Genomic DNA, 19439 nt, shown 5'->3' on the forward strand with positions numbered 1-19439 from the left:
TGGCGGCCATGGTGCGGGGCAGTGTGGGGGTGGTTCAATCGGGGGAGGGCGGGTTTTGGGCGATGATCGAACGCAACTTGTCTTGGCGCGGTGGGTACAGGTCAGGCGTAAAAAAACCGCTTCCGGTGAGGGAAGCGGTTTGGTTTACCGCGCGACTATCAGAACAACTTCATCTTTGGCGCTTCTTCTTTCAACGGCTGGTTATTCGCCGTCTGTTCATTCCAGCCACCGCCGAGGGCCTTGTACAGGGTGACCTCGCTGGTCAACTGCGCCAGGCGGTCGGTGATCAGCGATTGCTGGGCACTGAACAGTTGGCGCTGGGCGTCGAGGAACGTCAGGTTGCTGTCGACGCCAATGCGGTAGCGACGCTCGGCCAGGCGGTAGTAATCCTGGTTGGCGGCGACGAAACCACGCTGGGCTTCCAGTTGCTCCTTGTAGGTCTCACGCGCGGCGAGGCCGTCGGAGACTTCCTGGAAGCCGGTCTGGATGGCCTTCTCATAGTTGGCCACGTTGATCTCTTTCTGGATCTTCGAGTAGTCCAGGCTGGCGCGCAGGCTACCGGCGTTGAAGATCGGGATGTTGATCTGCGGGGCGAACGACCAGGTGCCCGAGCCGCCTTTGAACAGGCCGCCCAGGTCCGGGCTCATGGTGCCGGCGTTGGCCGTCAGGCTGATGCTCGGGAAGAACGCTGCACGGGCTGCGCCGATGTTGGCGTTGGCCGCCTTGAGGTTGTACTCGGCCTGCAGGATGTCGGGACGACGTTGCAGCAGGTCCGATGGCAACCCGGCCGGCACTTCGCTGAGCAGGTCATCCGACAGCGGTTTGCTGGCGAGATTCGCCGGCAGGCCGGTGCCGAGCAGCAGGGTCAGGCTGTTTTCGTCCTGGGCCACCTGGCGGGTATAACGTGCCAGGGCCACCCGGGCGTTTTCCACCGAGGTGCGCGCTTGGCTCAGGTCGAGGGCCGAGGACACGCCGACTTCGTTGCTGCGCGAGGTGAGCTTGTAGCTCTGCTCGTATGCGCCCAGGGTTTCCTGGGTCAGCTTGAGCAGTTCCTTGTCGGACTGCCAGGTCAGATAGGCAGTCGCCACACTGGCCACCAGGCTGATCTGGGTACTGCGCCGCGCTTCTTCGGTCGCGAAGTATTTCTGCAGCGCTTCCTCGCTCAGGCTGCGTACACGGCCAAACAGGTCCAGCTCATAGGAGCTGATACCCAGGGTGGCCGAGTATGAACTGCTGATGCTCTCTTTACCGGTTTGCGACGAGCGTGCCGGTACGCGCTGGCGGCTGCCGCTGCCAGTGGCCGACACGGCCGGGAACAGGTCGGCGCGCTGGATGTTGTACTGCGCCGCGTAGGCATCGATGTTCAAGGCCGCGACGCGCAGGTCGCGGTTGTTCTCCAGCGCGGTCTGGATCAGCTGTTGCAGGGCCGGGTCATGGAAAAACTGCTTCCAGCCCTGTTCGGCGGCGGCCTGGCTCGGTGCCTGGTTCGACGAATACGCCGGGCCCTGCGGGAACTGTGCGGCCACCGGCGCTTCGGGGCGCTGATAGTCAGGTATCAGCGAGCAGCCACTGAGCACGAATGCCGTGACGGCTAAGGAAAGTAGCGACTTGCTCATTGGCCAGCCTCTTTAGGAGTTTGCTTGGGTTCAGTCTTTTTGCGTTCGCCCATGGCGGACACGGTTGCGAAGAACAGTGGCACCCAGAAAATCGCCAGGACCGTGGCCGTGATCATACCGCCAATAACGCCGGTACCGATCGCATGCTGGCTGCCTGAGCCGGCGCCGGAGGAGATCGCCAGCGGCAATACGCCGAGGATGAACGCCATGGACGTCATGATGATCGGTCGCAGACGCATGCGTGACGCTTCGATCGCCGACTCGACAATGCCTTTGCCTTGTTCGTGGAGCTCTTTGGCGAACTCCACGATCAGGATGGCGTTCTTCGCCGCCAGGCCCACCGTCACCAGCAAGCCCACCTGGAAGAACACGTCGTTGGACAAGCCGCGCAGGCTGGTGGCCATCAACGCACCCACCACACCCAACGGCACGACGAGTACCACCGCGATCGGAATCGACCAGCTTTCGTACAGCGCCGCGAGGCAGAGGAACACCACCAGCAGCGACAGAGCGTACAGCGCAGGCGCCTGGGAGCCGGACAGACGTTCTTCATACGACAGGCCCGTCCAGGCATAGCCGACACCCGCCGGCAATTGCTTGGCGATGCGTTCGACTTCGGCCATGGCTTCACCGGTACTGTAGCCCGGTGCCGGGGTACCGAGGATTTCCATCGCCGCCACACCGTTATAGCGCGAGAGTTTCGGCGAACCGTAGATCCACTTGCCCGACGCGATGGCCGACAACGGCACCATCTTCCCGGAGTCGCTGCGCACGTACCATTTGTTCAGGTCTTCCGGCGACATCCGGCTGGCGGCGTCACCCTGCACGTACACCTTCTTCACTCGACCACGGTCGATGAAGTCGTTGACGTAGCTGCCACCCAGGGCGATGGCCAGGGTCTGGTTGATGTTCGACAGCGTGATGCCTTGGGCGCTGGCCTTTTCGTCGTCGACGGTGAGCTCGTACTGCGGCTCATCGTTCACGCCGTTGGGGCGCACACCGGCGAGGATCTTGCTCTGGGCGGCCATGCCCAGGAACTGGTTGCGCGCAGCCATCAACTTATCATGGCCGACGCCGCCCTGGTCTTGCAGGAACACGTCGAAACCGGTGGCGTTACCCAACTCCAGTACAGACGGTGGCACGATGGCAAACACCATGGCGTCCTGGAACGTCTGCATGAAGTAACCTTGGGCGCGCTTGGCGATCTCGAACACCGAGGTGGAGGCGTCACGCTCATCCCACGGTTTGAGCATCACGAATGCCAGGCCCGAGCTTTGACCACGACCCGCGAAGTTGAAGCCGTTTACGGTAAAGACCGATTTCACGCCCTTGCCTTCGCCGGGTTCGCCTTCCTTGTCGTTGAGCAGGAAGATGCGCATGTCGTCGATGACTTTCTGCGTGCGTTCAGCCGTTGAGCCGACCGGCGTCTGCACCTGGGCAAAGATCACGCCCTGGTCTTCGTCGGGCAGGAAGGCGGCAGGGATACGCATGAACAGCCAGATCATGCCAGCAAAGATCAGCGCGTAAACGAGGAACGCCGGAATCTTGTGCCTGAGCATGTTCCCCACGCCGCGCTCGTAGCTCAGTACGCTACGGTCGAAGTTGCGGTTGAACCAGCCGAAGAAGCCACGCTTGGGTTGGCCGTGCTTCTCGGGGTCGATCGGCTTGAGCATGGTGGCGCACAGGGCCGGGGTGAAGATCAGCGCAACCAGTACCGACAACGCCATGGCCGAAACGATGGTGATGGAGAACTGTTTGTAGATCACACCGGTGGAGCCGCCGAAGAACGCCATCGGCAACAGTACCGCCGACAGCACCAGGGCAATACCCACCAGGGCGCCCTGGATCTGGCCCATGGACTTGACCGTCGCCTCTTTCGGCGACAGATGCTCCTCGGCCATCACCCGCTCGACGTTTTCCACCACCACGATGGCGTCGTCCACCAGCAAGCCGATGGCCAGGATCATGCCGAACATGGTCAGGGTGTTGATGGTGAAGCCGAACGCGGCCAGGATCCCGAAGGTACCCAGCAATACCACCGGTACGGTCATGGTGGTGATGATGGTGGCGCGAAAGTTCTGCAGGAACAGGAACATCACCAGGAACACCAGGACGATCGCTTCGACCAGGGTGTCAACCACACCGGAGATCGACTCGGTCACCACCGGGGTGGTGTCATACGGCACCACCGCCTTCATGCCAGGCGGGAAGAACGGTTCCAGGGACGCCACGGTGGCACGGATGGCCTTGGCGGTGTCCAGGGCGTTGGCGCCTGCAGCGAGCTTGATCGCCATACCAGAGGCCGGTTTGCCGTTGAACTGCGCGGCGACGCTGTAGTTCTGGCCGCCCAGTTCGATACGGGCGACGTCACGCAGGCGCACTTGCGAACCGTCGGTATTTACCTTCATCAGGATTTTGCCGAACTCTTCGGCAGTCTGCAGACGGGTCTTGCCGATGATGGTCGCGTTCAACTGCGTGCCGGGCAGGGCAGGCAGGCCGCCCAATTGGCCGGTGGCCACCTGTACGTTCTGGGCCGAAATCGCGGTGCTGACGTCTACCGGGGTCAACTGGTAGTTGTTCAGCTTGGCCGGGTCGAGCCAGATACGCATGGCGTACTGCGAACCAAATACCTGGAAGTCACCTACACCCGCAGTACGGGAAATCGGGTCCTGGATGTTGGACACGATGTAGTTGGACAGGTCGTCCTTGGTCATGCTGCCGTCTTCCGACACCAGACCAATCACCATCAGGAAGTTCTTCACCGACTTGGTCACGCGGATACCCTGCTGCTGCACTTCTTGCGGCAGCAGCGGGGTTGCCAGGTTCAGCTTGTTCTGCACTTGAACCTGGGCGATGTCCGGGTTGGTACCCTGGTTGAACGTCACGGTGACGGTCATGCTGCCGTCGGAGTTACTGTCCGATGACACATAACGCAGGTTGTCGATACCGTTGAGCTGTTGTTCGATCACCTGCACCACGGTGTCCTGCACGGTTTGTGCGGATGCGCCTGGGTAGGTCACCTGGATATCGATGGCGGTTGGCGCAATGGCCGGGTACTGGTTGATGGGCAACTTCAGGATCGACAGTGCCCCGACCAGCATGATCACCAGGGCAATTACCCAGGCGAAAATGGGACGGTCGATAAAAAATTTCGACATGGATTACTCCCCTTTGCCAGCAGCAGCGGCAGCAGGAGCGGCGGTACCGGCAGGCTGGGCGTTGTCGGCGTCCTTGACCTTGACCTGAGCGCCCGGCTTGACGTACTGCAAGCCTTCGGTGATCACACGGTCACCGGCGTTCAAGCCTTTTTCCACCAGCCAGTAAGCGCCGGCGGTGCGGTTGGCGACCAGCACGCGCTGCTCAACTTTGTTGTCCGCGTTGACCACCAACGCCGTCGGGATACCCTTGAGGTCTCGGGTCACGCCTTGCTGCGGTGCCAGGATCGCCTTGCTGTTCACACCGGCTTGTAACTGGGCGTGTACGAACATGCCGGGCAGCAGGGTGTGGTCAGGGTTGGGGAACACGGCGCGCAGAGTGACCGAACCGGTGGTCTGGTCAACCGACACTTCGGAGAACTCCAGCTTGCCTTCCTTGCCGTAGTCGCTGCCGTCTTCCAGGGTCAGCTTGACCTTGGCGGCGTTGGCGCCGGCTTTCTCCAGTTGGCCGCTTTCCAGGTCGCGGCGCAGTTTCAGCATTTCAGCCGAAGACTGCGTGACGTCGACGTAGATCGGGTCCAGTTGCTGGATCACGGCCATGGCATCGGCCTGGCCATTGCTGACCAACGCGCCTTCGGTGACCGAGGAACGCCCGATACGCCCGGAGATCGGCGCGAACACCTTGGTGTAACGCACGTTGATCTGGGCGGTTTGCACGTTGGCTTCGGCGGTCATGCGGTTGGCCACGGCCGTGTCGTATTCCTGACGGCTGACGGCTTGCTCATCGACCAACTGCTTGTAGCGGTCGGAGATCGACTTGGTCTGGGACAGGCTGGCCTGCGAGCTCTTCAGGGTGGCCTCATAGACCGACGGATCGATCTGATAAAGCTGCTGGCCTTCCTTCACATCCCCGCCTTCCTTGAACAGGCGCTTGAGGATGATGCCATTGACCTGCGGACGGACTTCCGCGATGCGGTAGGCGGTGGTGCGGCCTGGCAGCTCGGACGTCAGGGTAAAGGCTTGCGGTTGAAGGGTGACCACGCCGACCAGAGGAGTTTGCGCGGGCGGAGCCGCCTCTTCCTTTTTGCATCCGCTGAGCAGCGATGCCAGGGCGACGGCAGTGACCAGAGCGGTAACAGCTGGCTTAAGTTGCATGAAGATCCTCGGGTCAGGCGCGCAGACTGCGCACAAGAAGTGTGGAAGGGTAAAAAACAAGCTGTGAGTAGATAAGTAGCTTGCTACGCAATATACTTACGTTCATGGTTGTTTGTAAACTCTTGACAGGCTTCGCGGATTGTTGGCAAAGCAACGCGCCAAGTCGCGATTTTAGTACGTTCGGCGCCCATGACGGTGTCGTCCCACAATTATTCAGATGATCGTTACCGCCTATTAAAGCAGCGTTACCGATAGTCCCACGTGTTCTGATTGAGGTTTTATTGCCATGGTTCGTCGCACCAAAGAGGAAGCTCAGGAAACGCGCAGCCAAATTCTCGACGCCGCTGAGCAGGCCTTTTATGAGCGCGGTGTCGCGCGGACCACGCTGGCGGACATCGCCGGGCGGGCGGGCGTAACGCGTGGCGCCATCTACTGGCACTTCAGCAATAAGTCCGATCTGTTGCAGGCATTGCTCGACACGCTGCACGAACCCCTGAACGAGCTGGCCAGGGCCGGTGAAAGCGAGGATGAAGTCGACCCGCTGGGGTGCATGCGCAAGCTGTTGATTCATCTTTTTCATCAAGTGGTCCTGGACCCGAAAACCCGGCGCATCAACGAGATCCTGTTTCATAAGTGCGAGTTCACCGATGAAATGTGTGACATGCGTCGCCAGCGCCAGACCCACAGCCTGGAGTGCAACCTGCGTATCAGCCTGACCTTGCGTAACGCGGTTCATCGCGGGCAACTTCCGGAAAACCTCGACACCACGCGCGCAGCGGCGTGCATTCATGCCTACATCAATGGCTTGCTGAGCCAGTGGCTGCTGGTACCGGACAGTTTTGAGCTGCACCAGGATGCCGAGCGTTGGGTCGATGCAGGGCTGGACATGCTGCGCTTGAGCCCTAGCCTGCGCAATTAAGTCAAAATGTGTAATTGCTTCAAATTATGTCAACAGTAAAGCCTAAGGAAGCACAACCGTCCTTCTGACTTATTGGTGGGAAGACTTTATATACGGGCTGGCGGGCGGTTGACAGGTAGCCGCCTAAGTATTTTGTAGCGATTTTGTTGCAAGGCTGTGAAGGAATGTTTCCCGGCCCTATTGAAAAAGCCCCGACGCTTGCGCATCGGGGCTTTTTCGTTTCAGCACATTACATCACAGCGCCAGCGTCGGGTAGTCGATGTAACCGACCGGGCCTTTGGCGTAGAAGGTTTCCGGGTGCGCCTGGTTCAGCGGCGCATCGGCTTTCAAGCGTGCCGGCAGGTCCGGGTTGGCAATGAACGGTACGCCAAAGGCCACCGCATCCGCCTTGCCCGAGGCCAGCCAGGCGTTGGCGCTGTCCTTGGTAAAGCGTTCGTTGGCGATGTACACGCCGCCGAAGGCTGCTTTCAGTTGCGGGCCGAGGCTGTCAGCGCCTTCCTTTTCACGCGAGCAGATAAAGGCGATGCCACGTTTGCCCAGTTCGCGGGCGACGTAGGTGAAGGTTTCGGCCAGGTTGTCGTCACCCATATCATGGGAGTCGGCGCGTGGTGCCAGGTGGACCCCGACGCGGCCGGCGCCCCAGACGTCGATGGCGGCGTCGGTCACTTCCAGCAGCAGGCGCGCGCGGTTTTCCAGGGAGCCGCCGTAGTTGTCGGTGCGATGGTTGGTGCTGCTTTGCAGGAACTGGTCGAGCAGGTAGCCATTGGCCCCGTGGATTTCCACGCCGTCGAAACCGGCGGCCTTGGCGTTCTCGGCACCGGTGCGGTAGGCGTCGACGATGTCGGCGATTTCAGCGGTTTCCAGGGCGCGCGGGGTCGGGTAGTCGGCCAGCGGGCGCACCAGGCTGACGTGGCCTTTAGGTTGGATCGCACTTGGCGCCACCGGGGTTTCGCCGTTCAGGTACGACGGATGGGAGATCCGGCCGACGTGCCACAGTTGCAGGAAAATCTTGCCGCCCGCCCCGTGAACGGCCTTGGTTACATTGGCCCAGCCGCGTACCTGATCGTTGGACCAGATGCCCGGGGTGTCCGGGTAGCCCACGCCCATCGGCGTCACGGACGTGGCTTCGCTGAGGATCAGCCCGGCGGAGGCGCGTTGTACGTAGTACTCGGCCATCAGCGCATTGGGCACGCGACCGGCGTCGGCACGGCAGCGGGTCAGCGGCGCCATGATGATGCGGTTCGACAGTTGCAGGTCGCCCAGTGTGATCGGATCGAAAATAGTCGTCATGGGATAACACCCTTCTCTTTTAAGTTGATCAGTGGGTCGCAGGGGCCAGGTCGGCATCGCCGCTCTGACGGAAAGTAATCAAGGTCACCAGCAGCGCGAGGATCGCCAGGGCTGCGGCAGCCAGGGGCACGCTGGTCAGGCCGAAACCGTGGGCGATCACGCTGCCGCCGACCCAGGCACCGAGGGCGTTGCCGATGTTGAAGGCGCCGATGTTCAAGGTGGACACCAGGTTCGGCGCGGCCTTGCCGAAGGTCACCACGTTGATCTGCAGCGCGGGCACGGCGGCGAACGAGGCGGTGGCCCAGAGGAACAGGGTGATCTCGGTCGGGATCAGCGCGATGCTGGTCCAGGTCAGCGCGGTGGAGACCACCGCCATGCTGATGAATACGCCGATCAGGGTGGCGGCCAGGCGTTTGTCCGCCAGCTTGCCGCCGATGATGTTGCCCACGGTGAGGCCCAGGCCGATCAGCAGCAGGGTCCACGTCACGCCTTTGGGCGACACGCCGGTGACGTCGCCAAGCAGCGGCGCGACATACGTGAAGAGGGTGAACATGGACGCGGCGAACAGCGCGGTCATGCTCAGCGACAACCAGATGCCGGCGCCCTTGAGCGCGGCCAGTTCGGCGCGCATGTCGAGTTTTTCTTCATCGCGCTTGGCCGGCAGGAAGCGGATCAGGCCGATCAACGCGATCACGCCGATCACGGTCACCGCCCAGAAGGTCGAACGCCAGCCGGCTTCCTGGCCCAGCGCGGTACCCAAGGGCACACCCAGTACGTTGGCCAGGGTCAGGCCGGTGAACATCAAGGCCACGGCGGACGCACGCTTGTTGGCCGGCACCAGGTTGGCGGCGACCACCGAACCGATCCCGAAGAACGCCCCGTGGCACAACGCAGTGATCACGCGGGCAAACATCAGCACGTTGTAGTCGCTGGCCAGGGCGCAGAGCAGGTTGCCGATAATGAAGATGCCCATCAACGCTACCAGCGCGGCCTTGCGTGGCAGCCTGGCGGTGGCCAGTGCCATGAACGGCGCGCCGATGGCCACGCCGAGGGCGTAGCCGGTCACCAGCCAGCCGGCGCCGGGAATCGACACGCCCAGGTCCGCCGCCACATCGGGCAGCAGGCCCATGATGACGAACTCGGTGGTACCGATGGCGAAGGCGCTCAGGGCCAGGATGAGGAGCGAGAGGGGCATGTGCGTGTCCTTGTTACAGTGGTGCGCGGATTTCAGAACTGAGCTCAGTAATGAGCGCAGTGAGGAAGGCTTGGATCGTTTCTTCGTTGCGTTTGAAAAAGTGCCACTGCCCGGCCTTCTGGCTGCTGATCAATCCCGCCCGTTGCAAGGTGGCCAGGTGGGCCGACACGGTCGACTGGGACAAGCCGCAGCGCTGGTCGATCTGCCCGGCGCAGATGCCGTATTCGTGGTTGTGCAGTTGCTCGGGGAATTGCACTTTCGGGTCTTTCAGCCAAGTGAGGATGTCTCGCCGTACTGGGTGCGCCAGGGCTTTTATTATTTCGTCGAGGTCGATGGACATGGCAGTTGCTCGGTGTCGTAAAGCGTTATATCGCGATGAGGCGAACTTTAAATCGGTATATCCCGATATTCCAATATGATTTTGATCTGAGATCAGGCTAAATCGGTATATCGGGTTATAACGATATGTTGGCGGCAGTGATAGACTGCACACCATGAATTATCTCGCACATCTGCACCTGGGCGGCCAACTTCCTGCACAACTGCTGGGCAGCCTGTATGGCGACTTCGTCAAAGGCCGCCTGCAGGGCCAGTTCAGTCCGTCCATCGAAGCGGCCATCCAGTTGCACCGCTCAATCGACCGCTTCACCGACAGCCATCCGCTGGTCGGTGAAGCGCTGTCGCGCTTCAGCCTGACCCGCCGACGCTATGCCGGGATCGTCCTCGATGTGTTTTTCGATCACTGCCTGGCGCGGGATTGGCAGCGCTATGCCGACCAGCCTCTGGAGCATTTCACTTCACAGGTGTACCGCGTGCTCGCGGCTGAACCGCAACTGCCGGGGCGGCTGGCGCAGATTGCGCCGTACATGGCGGCAGATGATTGGCTGGGCTCATACCGCGAGTTTGGGGTGATGGAGCAGGTGTTGCGGGGGATCTCGCGGCGGTTGACGCAGCCTGAGGCGCTGGGCCATGCGATGCAGGAATTGCGCACGTTATACGAGCCGCTGAGTGAAGACTTCCGGCTGTTTTATCCTGAGTTGCAACAATTTGCACACGCTCAACTGACCACTGAGATCTAACTGAGATCTAAATGTGGGAGGGGGCTTGCCCCCTCCCACATTGTTGACCGTGCCCGCTTCAGGCGGCGAATGCCGGCCGAACCGCAATCTGCTCAGCTTCCGGCAGCGGCCCGAACAACGCCTTCTGCACCGCCTGCTGCGCCTGGAACGCCAGCGCCGCGCGTTCCTGCCCGGCACAGGCAATCGGCTGGAGCACATGGATTTCCACATCGCCCTGGTCGTTGGCAAACAAGCGCATCAGGTGCGAGAGCAAATCATCATCGCCAATAAACGGCGCCAGCGGGTCTACTTGCCCGTCGCGCAGATAACGAATCGCCACCGGTTGCAGCGACACCTGCGCGTCGATCGCACTGGCCAGCAAGCGCCCGTGGAAGGTACGCAGGCTGCGCCCGTCGGTGGTGGTGCCTTCGGGGAACATCAGCAGCGGGTGCTGTTGCTCCAGGTGACGGGTCATCTGTTTGCGGATCAACTGGCTGTCGCCCGCACCCCGGCGAATAAACAGGCTGCCGGCCTTGGCCGCCAACCAGCCGGCCACCGGCCAGGTGCGCACTTCGGCCTTGGACAAAAACGACATCGGCGCGACCATGCCCAGCAGCGGAATGTCGGTCCAGGACACGTGATTGCTCACCCACAGCATCGGCGTTTGCGGCAATTCACCCAGCACCGTCACGCGAAAGGGCAGGGCGTTGGTCAGCCGCGCCATAAAGAACCGCGACCAACGCTGACGGCGCACCATCGAGTTCGCCACCCCCAGGCGCTCGAACAGACCAAACACACCGGCCATGCTCAAGCCCAGCGCCACCACCAGCAGCACGCGGGCGATCCGCGCGTACACGCGCAGGCGGCCCATCACATCGCCGCCTTGAAGTGGCGGGCGTAACGCGGGCACAACTCATCGCGCTTGAGCAGGATGAACACGTCGGCCACCTGAAAATCTTCATCCCAGCACGGCTCGCCGCAGATCTTCGCGCCCAGGCGCATATACGCCTTGAGCAGAGGCGGCATTTCCGCGATGACGTTGGACGGCAGGTCCAGCGCCGGCAGCGGTTTTTTCGGCTCGGCGCGCAGGTGTTCGTTGCACAGGTAGCGTTCGCGCAGGCGCTGCATGATCGCGTGGGCCTGGATGCCGCCATCGTGCATCGGGATGCTTGCGCACCCCATCAGGTAGCTGTAGCAGCCCTCGTTGAGCACTTCGGCCAACTCGCCCCAGAGCACCGCGATGGTGCCGCCGTTGCGGTAGGCCGGGTCGACGCAGGTGCGGCCGATTTCCAGGATCGGGCCCTGCAAGTGCAGCAGGCCATGCAGGCTGAATTCTTCTTCGCTGTAGAACCGGCCCAGGGTGCTGGCGGCCTGGTGATCGAGTAAACGGGTGGTGGCCACCAGTCGACCGCTGTTCAAATCCCGCACGCCGATGTGGCTGCAGTGAACATCATAGTCATCCATGTCCAGGCCCAGTTCCGCGCCTTTCAGCTTGGCGTTGAACTCGCCGCTGAACACGTTGAACCGCAGGGCCTGTGCTTCTTGCAAAGCCTGGGCGCCGATCAGGCGTTCGGCTTGCAGGCGGCGTTCATTGCCGGTGTCGCTGATGCGGGCGATCTGAGTCATGGCGAATCTCCGAGTGCCAGCCACGTTCCGGCCGGTCGACTTGTTTGTCCAAACTCAGGCTATGTAGGCTCGGTGTCATCTCCATGAAGTTACGGTGACGCTTAGATGACACGCCCCTGTGTCGCCAATCTGTCATCGGCCTCGGCTAGGCTCGCGGGCTTGAATGCCCCCTTGAGTGCGTGTCATGGTCAGAGGCTTGCTGTGCGTTGCCCTGTTGTTCGTCACCGTTACCGCCTATGCCGAAACCTGGCCTGACAAAGACTGGGCCAAGGGCACGCCTATCGAAGGTCCCGCTGTCGATGCCCTGAACGCCTACGCTTTCCCTGCGCGTGACGACGCCACCCGCCAAGGCATCCGCACCGACGCGTTGCTGGTGATCCGCGATGGCGAAGTCATCTACGAGCGCTACGCCGCGCCCACCACCGCCCGCACGCCGCACTTGACGTGGTCCGTGAGCAAAAGCCTGATGGCGACGGTGCTGGGCGTGGCCTACGGCGAAAACCGCTTCAAATTGAGCGACCCCGCCGCACGTTTCTACCCGCCGATGAAACAGCATCCCACCGTGACGATGGCCGACTTGCTGCACTGGGCCTCGGGCCTCGATTGGCAGGAGGATTACGAATATGCCCCGCTGAAATCCTCGGTCGTCGCGATGCTTTACACCCGCGGCCACGCCGATATGGCTGCGTTTGTCGCCGGTATGGACGCCGCCCGCGCGCCGGGCGAGGCTTTCCGTTATTCCAGCGGCGACAGCAACCTGCTCTCCGCCGCGCTCAAGGGCATGCTTGGCCACAAGGCCTACATGAGTTACCCGTGGGACGCGCTGTTCAAGCCGCTGGGCATTCGCAACGCCACCTGGGAAACCGATGCCGATGAAACCTTCGTCGCCTCGTCCTACGCCTACCTCACCGCCCGCGATCTGGCACGCGTCGGCCTGCTGATGGCGCGCGACGGTCGCTGGGGGGAGCAACAACTGGTGCCCAAAGCCTGGGTCGACTTCAATCGCCAACCCTTCGATAAATACACGCCCGGCCAGGACGAAGCCGTGCCTGGCGGCCAGTGGTGGCTCAACCAAGGCACCCCAAGACCCTGGCCCGACGCCCCCGCCGACACTTTCGCCGCCCTCGGCCACTGGGGGCAGGCGCTGTACGTGATGCCCGATGAACACCTGGTGATCGTGCGTTACGGCGATGATCGCGACGGCAGCTATCGCCATAATGAACTGCTCAAACGCGTGCTGGCGGCGGTGCAGCCATGATCCGCCGTCGGCCGTTTACCAGCCTGTTTCTGCTGCTGTTGCTCGCCCTGCTGGGTTGGATCTGGCATGAGCGCGTCAACCTGCAAGCCTTCCCCGACATCATCGCGGCCTACACCGCCAAGGAGTATTGCTCGTGCCGGTATGTGGCAAATAACCCGGCGGAGTATTGCCGGGGCTATGTGAAGCAGTACGTGTCGATCAGCGCGTTCACCGATGACCCGGAGCGTAGTGAAGTGACGGCCAGTGGATTGGGGCGTACCCATACGGCCAGATGGTTGGGCGAACATCAGGGCTGCCGTCTCAACCCCTGAAACGCCGCTTCCAATGCAGGGGCGGCGTTGTCAGTTAGATTGCACAGGGCAAGCGGCACAGTTAAGGTTCGTTCAGGTTTTTCCGCCCCACGAGTCTTTAATGTTCAACGCGTCTGTCATCAAACCCCTGGCCTTCGCCCTGCTGGCCACCGCTGCCGTGCCTGCCCACGCCGACTGGTACCTGGACAACGAGTCCTCGCGGCTGTCGTTCGTTACCACCAAAAACACCGAGATTGCCGAAGTGCAGCGCTTCCTGGTGTTGCACGGCAAGGTCGACCGCAACGGTGCGGCGCAGGTGGAAGTGGAGCTGGAGTCGGTCAACAGCGGCATCCCGCTGCGCGATGAGCGCATGCGCAATCAGTTGTTCGCGATCAAGACCTTCCCCGAAGCGCTGATCAATACGCAAATCAACCTGCAACCGATCAACGACCTGGCCCCCGGCGCGCAGTTGGAGTTGCGCCTGCCATTAAGCGTCACGCTGCATGGCAAGACCCAGACCTACAGCGCCGAGTTGTTGGCCACGCGTTTGGATGATCGGCGTTTCCAGGTGGTGACCCTGGAGCCGGTGGTGTTGCATGCCGAGGATTTCGAGTTGGTGCCGGGAGTGACGGCGTTGCGCAAGGCGGCTGGGCTGGCGTCGATCAGTTTGTCGGTGCCGGTGGGTGCGGTACTGATTTTTACGGCGCGCTGACGTGAGCGGCGCAGTGTTCCCGTGGCGCAGCGCCAACCGTTTCGAGTTGTTGATCGACGGGCCGAGCTTTTTCCCGCAGATGCTGGCGTGCATTGCCCAGGCGCAGCGGCAGGTGGATCTGGAGTTGTACCTGGTGGAAGCCGGGGCCTGCGCCGACGCCATGGTGCAGGCGCTGGTGCTGGCGGCGGAGCGGGGCGTGCAGGTGCGCTGCCTGTTCGATGATTACGGCAGCCTGGCGTTTACCCTCGGGCTGCGTAAGCGCCTGACCGACGCCGGTGTGCAATTGTGCTTTTACAATCGCCTGAACTGGCGGCGCTGGATGCGCAACCTGTACCGCGACCACCGCAAGTTGTTGCTGGTCGATCAAGACATTGCCGTGGTCGGCGGCACCGGCGTTACCGATGAATTCTGGACACCGGGGCAGGACAGCGCCGACTGGCACGAAGTGATGGTGCAGATCAGCGGCCCGCTGGTGCTGGATTGGCAGGCGCTGTTCGACCGGCAATGGTTGGCCAACGACGACCGTCGAGCCTGGAAACCGGCCACCCACTTCGGCTTGCCGCGCTTGCCCAAAGTGCCGGCGACCGGGTCCGGTCTTGGTCGCGTCGCTTATGCCGACGCGCGCCAGCACCGCGATATTTTGCACTCGCTGATCCGCGCGCTGAGCAGCGGCCAGCGGCGCATCTGGTTGGCGACCCCGTATTTCCTGCCCACCTGGAGCGTGCGCCGGGCCTTGCGCCGAGCGGCGGGGCGCGGGGTGGATGTGCGCTTGCTGCTGACCGGCCCGCGCACCGATCATCCGTCGGTGCGCTATGCCGGGCACCGTTATTACCCGCGCTTGCTGCGCTCGGGCGTGCAGATATTTGAGTACCAGCCGTGCTTTTTGCACCTGAAAATGGTGCTGGTGGACGATTGGGTCAGCATCGGTTCATGCAATTTCGACCACTGGAACCTGCGCTTCAACCTCGAAGCCAACCTCGAAGCGCTGGACCCTACATTGACGCAGGCCGTGGCGGGCAGTTTCGAGCGGGATTTTGCCCAGAGCCAGGCGGTCAGCCTGGAGGCGTGGAAGTCGCGGCCGTTGTGGCGGCGGGTGAAGCAGCGGGTGTGGGGGTGGATCGATCGGTTGGTGGTCAACCTTCTGGATCGACGCGGATAGACATGTGGGAGGGGGCTTGCCCCCGATAGCGGAGTGTCAGTCAATTGATTCATTGGCTGACCCACTGCTATCGGGGGCAAGCCCCCTCCCACATGGTTTACAGCGTCAGGTGTTAGAGCAGTTCGAAGGTCTGCTGCTGCACATCCTGGGAGTCCAAGCCGATCTGCACATTGAACTCACCCGGTTCCGCCGCGAACTTGAGCTGGGTGTTGTAGAACTTCAAGTCCTCTTCGGTAATGGTGAAGTGCAACGTGCGCTCTTCGCCGGCCTTGAGCATGACTTTCTGGAAGTTCTTCAGCTCCTTGATCGGGCGGATCATCGAGCCGGCCACGTCTTGGATATACAGCTGCACCACGGTTTCGCCGTCGACCTTGCCGGTGTTTTTCACGGTGACGCTGGCGTCGAGCTTGCCGGTTTTGTTCAGGGTGGTGGACGACAGCGCCATGTCCGACAGGCTGAAGCTGGTGTAGCTCAGGCCATAGCCGAACGGAAACAGCGGCCCGGTGGTGTCATCGAAGTACTGCGACGTGTAGTTGCCCGGCTTGCCTGGGGTAAACGGCCGGCCGATGGTCAGGTGGTTGTAGTAGGTCGGAATCTGCCCCACCGAGCGTGGGAACGTAATCGGCAGCTTGCCCGACGGGTTGTAGTCACCAAACAGCACGTCGGCGATGGCGTTGCCGCCCTCGGTGCCGGCGAACCAGGTTTCCAGGATCGCGTCGGCTTGCTGGTTTTCTTCGAGAATCGACAGCGGCCGGCCGTTCATCAGCACCAGCACCAGCGGCTTGCCGGTGGCTTTCAGCGCCTTGATCAGGTCGCGCTGGCTTTGCGGCAGGTTCAGGTCGGTGCGGCTGGAGGACTCGTGGGACATGCCGCGGGACTCGCCCACCGCAGCGACCACCACGTCGGCATCCTTGGCGGCCTTGACCGCTTCGTCGATCATCACCTGGGCTGGGCGGGGGTCATCCACCACTTCCGGGGCATCGAAGTTGAGGAAGTTAAGGTAGTCGACCACGGCCTGGTCATTGGTGATGTTGGCGCCACGCGCATAGATCACTTTGCCTTTTTCGCCGATCACCGCGTTGAGGCCATCGAGCAGGGTCACCGATTGTGCCGGCTTACCGGCAGCGGCCCAACTGCCCATCATGTCGATGGGGGCTTTGGCCAGTGGGCCGACCAGGGCGATGGTCGCGGATTTTTTCAGCGGCAGGGTGTCGTTCTGGTTCTTCAGCAAGACCATGCTGCGGCGTGCCACGTCACGCGCGTCGGCGCGGTGCAGGCGGCTTTCGGCGTCGGTGTCGGCCGGGTCGTCCTCGGCCTTGCCGATGCGCAGGTACGGGTCTTTGAACAGGCCCATGTCGTACTTGGCGCCGAGCACTTCGCGCACGGCGTTGTCGATGTCGCTCTGCTCGATCTCGCCGGACTTGAGCAGCCCCGGCAATTCCTTGCCATACAGCGAGTCGTTCATGCTCATGTCGATGCCGGCCTTGATCGCCAGCTTGGCGGCTTCACGCCCGTCCTTGGCCACGCCGTGCTTGATCAGCTCGAAGATCGCGCCGTGGTCGCTGACGGCCAGGCCCTTGAAGCCCCAGTCCTTGCGCAGCAGGTCGTTCATCAGCCAGGTGTTGGCGGTGGCGGGCACGCCGTTGATCGAGTTGAGCGCGACCATCACACCGCCGGAACCGGCCTTGATCGCCGCGTGGTACGGCGGCAGGTAGTCCTGGTACATCTTGACCGGGCTCATGTCGACCACGTTGTAGTCGCGACCGCCTTCCACCGCGCCGTACAGGGCGAAGTGCTTGACGCTGGCCATGATGCTGTCGGCATTCGCCGCGCTGGTGCCCTGGAAGGCCTTGACCATCACTTCGGCGATGCGCGACACCAGGTACGTGTCTTCGCCGAAGCCTTCGGAGGTCCGGCCCCAGCGCGGGTCGCGGGAGATGTCGACCATCGGCGCAAAGGTGATGTCGAGGCTGTCGGCCGCGGCTTCCTGTGCGGCAATGCGCCCGGAGCGGCCGATGGCGTCCATGTCCCAACTGGAAGCCAGGGCCAGGCTGATCGGGAAAATCGTGCGGTGGCCGTGGATCACGTCATAGGCGAAGAACATCGGGATCTTCAACCGGCTGCGCATGGCCGCGTCCTGCATCGGACGGTTTTCCGGGCGGGTGATGGAGTTGAAGGTGCCACCGATGCGGCCGGCGGCGATTTCCTTGCGGATCAGCTCGCGGGGCATTTCCGGGCCGATGCTGATCAGGCGCAATTGGCCGATCTTTTCATCGAGGGTCATCTGCTTGAGCAGATCGCTGACGAAGGCGTCCTTGCCTTTAAGCGCAGCAGGCTTTGTTTCTGCCCAGACGGGGTGGGTGGCCAGAGTGGCAACAAGGCCGAGCAAACACAGCTTTTTCATGAATTTCCTTTTTCGGCGCACTGCACAGCGGTTAGGCTGATCGGCCAAAATGTGGGGAGCGTCTATTGTTGTTCGGGTGTCGTTCAGATAAATGCAGCACACTCTGAACTCTTTATCGCGCTGGGCATCTTTTTAGCTGATTGGCTCGATGCATTCCAGTAGTGGGGGCGGATTATGCCCCATGCGCGCGGTTTATAGGGCGAGTCGTCAAATTCCATCAAAGTTGGGCAGGAGAAACACCATGCAAGCAGCACAAGGTTACCGCTGGGGCTTGAAAGCCGCGGCTTTGTTATTGATCAGCACGGTGCTGAGCGGTTGCGGCATCAACACCATTCCGACCCTGGATGAACAGGCCAAGGCGGCCTGGGGCCAGGTGCAGAACCAGTATCAACGGCGTGCCGACCTGATCCCCAACCTGGTGGAAGTGGTCAAGGGCTACGCGACCCATGAACAAGACACCCTCACCGCCGTGATTGAAGCGCGGGCCAAGGCGACTTCGATCCAGGTCGACGCCAGCACCCTCGACAACCCGGAAAAACTCAAGCAGTTCCAGCAAGCCCAGGACGGTTTGAGTGGTGCTCTCAGCCGCTTGATGGTGGTGTCCGAGCGCTACCCGGACCTGAAGGCCAACCAGAACTTCCTGGCCCTGCAATCTCAGCTGGAAGGCACGGAAAACCGCATCGCCGTGGCCCGTCGCGACTTTATCCAGGCCGTGCAGGCCTACAACACCGAGCTCCGCACGTTCCCAGGGCGTCTGTGGCACAGCGTGATGTACAGCGATTTGCCGATCCGCGCTACGTTTGAAGCCACCAGTGCCGATGCCGATAAAGCGCCGCAAGTGAAGTTCAAATAAGGCTGCACTGAGGTGTCGATGCGTTTATTACGGATAGGCCTGGCGCTGTGGCTGTTGGCCTGCGCGGGCGTGGCCCAGGCGGCGTTGACCTTCCCGGCGTTGACCGGGCGGGTGGTGGACACCGCGCAGATGATCGACCCGGCGGTGCGCGCGCAGTTGACCCAGCAATTGCAGGCGCTGGAGCAAAGCCGTGGCGACCAGATCGTGGTGGTCACCGTGCCTGACCTGCAGGGCGTGCCGATTGAAGACTACGGTTATCAATTGGGGCGCCAGTGGGGCATCGGCCAGAAAGGCAAGGACAACGGCGCGCTGTTGATCGTCGCTCGCGATGAGCGCAAATTGCGCATCGAAGTCGGCTACGGCCTGGAAGGCACGCTGACCGATGCGCAGTCGTGGGTGATCATCAATCAGGTGATTGCGCCCAAGTTCAAGGCCGGCAACTTCAGCCAGGGCATCAGCGACGGCGTCGCCGCGATGATCCAGGTGGTAGGCGGCGAGCCGCTGGCGGTGCCAGCTCACGTGGCGGATGCCAACTTCGCCAAGGATAATCCGGGGTTTTCCATCGGCTTGTTCATCCTGCTGATCGGCGTGTTGTGGCTGTGCAATCGCCTGGGCCTGCCGGTGTGGGCGATCCTGCTGGCGATTCTCAGCAGCAGCGGCCGTGGCGGTGGGGGCGGCGGCGGTGGCGGTGGTTTTCGCGGCGGCGGTGGCGGTTTCGGCGGTGGCGGGGCTTCGGGTGGCTGGTGATG

At 62.1% G+C, this 19439-nt stretch carries 17 protein-coding genes; 8 read left to right on the plus strand and 9 right to left on the minus strand.

Annotated features, from left to right (window positions below):
- Positions 1-158 precede the first annotated feature (158 nt).
- From adeC to J2Y83_RS06390, 3 genes are read right to left on the minus strand one after another with little or no spacing between them, the layout of a single operon-like run.
- Positions 159-1616 carry an AdeC/AdeK/OprM family multidrug efflux complex outer membrane factor gene (gene adeC, locus J2Y83_RS06380; protein ID WP_253393880.1) on the minus strand — a complete coding sequence of 486 codons (1458 nt, stop codon included), beginning with the start codon at positions 1614-1616 and terminating at the stop codon, positions 159-161.
- Positions 1613-4774, minus strand: coding sequence for an efflux RND transporter permease subunit (locus J2Y83_RS06385; protein WP_253393882.1), 3162 nt, complete (start codon positions 4772-4774; stop codon positions 1613-1615). The genes adeC and J2Y83_RS06385 overlap by 4 nt, the downstream gene beginning before the upstream one ends.
- Before the next feature lie 3 nt (positions 4775-4777).
- The gene (locus tag J2Y83_RS06390; protein WP_253393885.1) at positions 4778-5926 is read right to left on the minus strand and encodes an efflux RND transporter periplasmic adaptor subunit; all 1149 of its coding nucleotides are present in this window, start codon (positions 5924-5926) and stop codon (positions 4778-4780) included.
- Positions 5927-6212: 286 nt separating this feature from the next.
- On the opposite strand from J2Y83_RS06390, the gene J2Y83_RS06395 reads away from it, so the two are divergent.
- Positions 6213-6845: a TetR family transcriptional regulator gene (locus tag J2Y83_RS06395; protein WP_253393887.1), complete on the plus strand. Its 633-nt coding sequence runs from the start codon at positions 6213-6215 to the stop codon at positions 6843-6845.
- Positions 6846-7079: 234 nt separating this feature from the next.
- Here the strand turns inward: J2Y83_RS06395 and J2Y83_RS06400 are convergent, their stop codons facing one another.
- From J2Y83_RS06400 to J2Y83_RS06410, 3 genes are read right to left on the minus strand one after another with little or no spacing between them, the layout of a single operon-like run.
- A complete protein-coding gene (locus J2Y83_RS06400; RefSeq protein WP_253393889.1) occupies positions 7080-8135 on the minus strand; it encodes an alkene reductase in 1056 nt (351 codons plus the stop codon).
- Positions 8136-8163: 28 nt separating this feature from the next.
- Positions 8164-9330 (minus strand): MFS transporter, encoded by a 1167-nt coding sequence (locus tag J2Y83_RS06405; protein WP_253393891.1) that lies wholly within the window; start codon positions 9328-9330, stop codon positions 8164-8166.
- 13 nt (positions 9331-9343) lie between these two features.
- Positions 9344-9670 carry an ArsR/SmtB family transcription factor gene (locus tag J2Y83_RS06410; RefSeq protein ID WP_017844838.1) on the minus strand — a complete coding sequence of 109 codons (327 nt, stop codon included), beginning with the start codon at positions 9668-9670 and terminating at the stop codon, positions 9344-9346.
- 154 nt (positions 9671-9824) lie between these two features.
- On the opposite strand from J2Y83_RS06410, the gene J2Y83_RS06415 reads away from it, so the two are divergent.
- Positions 9825-10409 carry an ACP phosphodiesterase gene (locus J2Y83_RS06415; protein WP_247406395.1) on the plus strand — a complete coding sequence of 195 codons (585 nt, stop codon included), beginning with the start codon at positions 9825-9827 and terminating at the stop codon, positions 10407-10409.
- Between the two features lie 58 nt (positions 10410-10467).
- On the opposite strand, the gene J2Y83_RS06420 is transcribed toward J2Y83_RS06415, so the two are convergent.
- A complete protein-coding gene (locus tag J2Y83_RS06420) occupies positions 10468-11259 on the minus strand; it encodes a lysophospholipid acyltransferase family protein (protein WP_253393893.1) in 792 nt (263 codons plus the stop codon).
- Positions 11259-12014, minus strand: a complete 756-nt coding sequence (olsB, locus tag J2Y83_RS06425; protein WP_017844841.1) for an L-ornithine N(alpha)-acyltransferase — start codon at positions 12012-12014, stop codon at positions 11259-11261. Before olsB ends, J2Y83_RS06420 begins: the two co-directional genes overlap by 1 nt.
- Positions 12015-12198: 184 nt before the next feature.
- Here olsB and J2Y83_RS06430 point away from each other — a divergent pair, with 184 nt between their 5' ends.
- The 4 genes from J2Y83_RS06430 to J2Y83_RS06445 all read left to right on the plus strand — a co-directional run bounded on the left by J2Y83_RS06430 (position 12199) and on the right by J2Y83_RS06445 (position 15433).
- The gene (locus tag J2Y83_RS06430) at positions 12199-13272 is read left to right on the plus strand and encodes a serine hydrolase domain-containing protein (protein ID WP_253393895.1); all 1074 of its coding nucleotides are present in this window, start codon (positions 12199-12201) and stop codon (positions 13270-13272) included.
- Positions 13269-13583, plus strand: a complete 315-nt coding sequence (locus J2Y83_RS06435; RefSeq protein ID WP_253393897.1) for an amidase — start codon at positions 13269-13271, stop codon at positions 13581-13583. Before J2Y83_RS06430 ends, J2Y83_RS06435 begins: the two co-directional genes overlap by 4 nt.
- A gap of 100 nt (positions 13584-13683) precedes the next feature.
- Positions 13684-14274 (plus strand): YceI family protein, encoded by a 591-nt coding sequence (locus tag J2Y83_RS06440; protein ID WP_253393900.1) that lies wholly within the window; start codon positions 13684-13686, stop codon positions 14272-14274.
- Position 14275: 1 nt separating this feature from the next.
- Positions 14276-15433, plus strand: coding sequence for a phospholipase D-like domain-containing protein (locus J2Y83_RS06445; protein ID WP_253393902.1), 1158 nt, complete (start codon positions 14276-14278; stop codon positions 15431-15433).
- Between the two features lie 112 nt (positions 15434-15545).
- Here the strand turns inward: J2Y83_RS06445 and bglX are convergent, their stop codons facing one another.
- Positions 15546-17837, minus strand: coding sequence for a beta-glucosidase BglX (bglX, locus tag J2Y83_RS06450; protein WP_253393904.1), 2292 nt, complete (start codon positions 17835-17837; stop codon positions 15546-15548).
- Positions 17838-18078: 241 nt separating this feature from the next.
- On the opposite strand from bglX, the gene J2Y83_RS06455 reads away from it, so the two are divergent.
- A complete protein-coding gene (locus tag J2Y83_RS06455; RefSeq protein ID WP_247407416.1) occupies positions 18079-18690 on the plus strand; it encodes a LemA family protein in 612 nt (203 codons plus the stop codon).
- Between the two features lie 18 nt (positions 18691-18708).
- Positions 18709-19437 (plus strand): TPM domain-containing protein, encoded by a 729-nt coding sequence (locus J2Y83_RS06460; protein ID WP_253393906.1) that lies wholly within the window; start codon positions 18709-18711, stop codon positions 19435-19437.
- Positions 19438-19439: the final 2 nt, after the last annotated feature.

The sequence above is a fragment of the Pseudomonas marginalis genome, from assembly GCF_024169655.1.
Taxonomy (GTDB): domain Bacteria; phylum Pseudomonadota; class Gammaproteobacteria; order Pseudomonadales; family Pseudomonadaceae; genus Aquipseudomonas; species Aquipseudomonas paraveronii.

What these genes read in the sequence shown, in the direction of transcription:
- adeC (WP_253393880.1), bottom strand. Translation starts at nt 1,616, where the DNA reads ATGAGCAAGTCGCTACTTTCCTTAGCCGTCACGGCATTCGTGCTCAGT.
- J2Y83_RS06385 (WP_253393882.1), bottom strand. Translation starts at nt 4,774, where the DNA reads ATGTCGAAATTTTTTATCGACCGTCCCATTTTCGCCTGGGTAATTGCC.
- J2Y83_RS06390 (WP_253393885.1), bottom strand. Translation starts at nt 5,926, where the DNA reads ATGCAACTTAAGCCAGCTGTTACCGCTCTGGTCACTGCCGTCGCCCTG.
- J2Y83_RS06395 (WP_253393887.1), top strand. Translation starts at nt 6,213, where the DNA reads ATGGTTCGTCGCACCAAAGAGGAAGCTCAGGAAACGCGCAGCCAAATT.
- J2Y83_RS06400 (WP_253393889.1), bottom strand. Translation starts at nt 8,135, where the DNA reads ATGACGACTATTTTCGATCCGATCACACTGGGCGACCTGCAACTGTCG.
- J2Y83_RS06405 (WP_253393891.1), bottom strand. Translation starts at nt 9,330, where the DNA reads ATGCCCCTCTCGCTCCTCATCCTGGCCCTGAGCGCCTTCGCCATCGGT.
- J2Y83_RS06410 (WP_017844838.1), bottom strand. Translation starts at nt 9,670, where the DNA reads ATGTCCATCGACCTCGACGAAATAATAAAAGCCCTGGCGCACCCAGTA.
- J2Y83_RS06415 (WP_247406395.1), top strand. Translation starts at nt 9,825, where the DNA reads ATGAATTATCTCGCACATCTGCACCTGGGCGGCCAACTTCCTGCACAA.
- J2Y83_RS06420 (WP_253393893.1), bottom strand. Translation starts at nt 11,259, where the DNA reads ATGGGCCGCCTGCGCGTGTACGCGCGGATCGCCCGCGTGCTGCTGGTG.
- olsB (WP_017844841.1), bottom strand. Translation starts at nt 12,014, where the DNA reads ATGACTCAGATCGCCCGCATCAGCGACACCGGCAATGAACGCCGCCTG.
- J2Y83_RS06430 (WP_253393895.1), top strand. Translation starts at nt 12,199, where the DNA reads ATGGTCAGAGGCTTGCTGTGCGTTGCCCTGTTGTTCGTCACCGTTACC.
- J2Y83_RS06435 (WP_253393897.1), top strand. Translation starts at nt 13,269, where the DNA reads ATGATCCGCCGTCGGCCGTTTACCAGCCTGTTTCTGCTGCTGTTGCTC.
- J2Y83_RS06440 (WP_253393900.1), top strand. Translation starts at nt 13,684, where the DNA reads ATGTTCAACGCGTCTGTCATCAAACCCCTGGCCTTCGCCCTGCTGGCC.
- bglX (WP_253393904.1), bottom strand. Translation starts at nt 17,837, where the DNA reads ATGAAAAAGCTGTGTTTGCTCGGCCTTGTTGCCACTCTGGCCACCCAC.
- J2Y83_RS06455 (WP_247407416.1), top strand. Translation starts at nt 18,079, where the DNA reads ATGCAAGCAGCACAAGGTTACCGCTGGGGCTTGAAAGCCGCGGCTTTG.
- J2Y83_RS06460 (WP_253393906.1), top strand. Translation starts at nt 18,709, where the DNA reads ATGCGTTTATTACGGATAGGCCTGGCGCTGTGGCTGTTGGCCTGCGCG.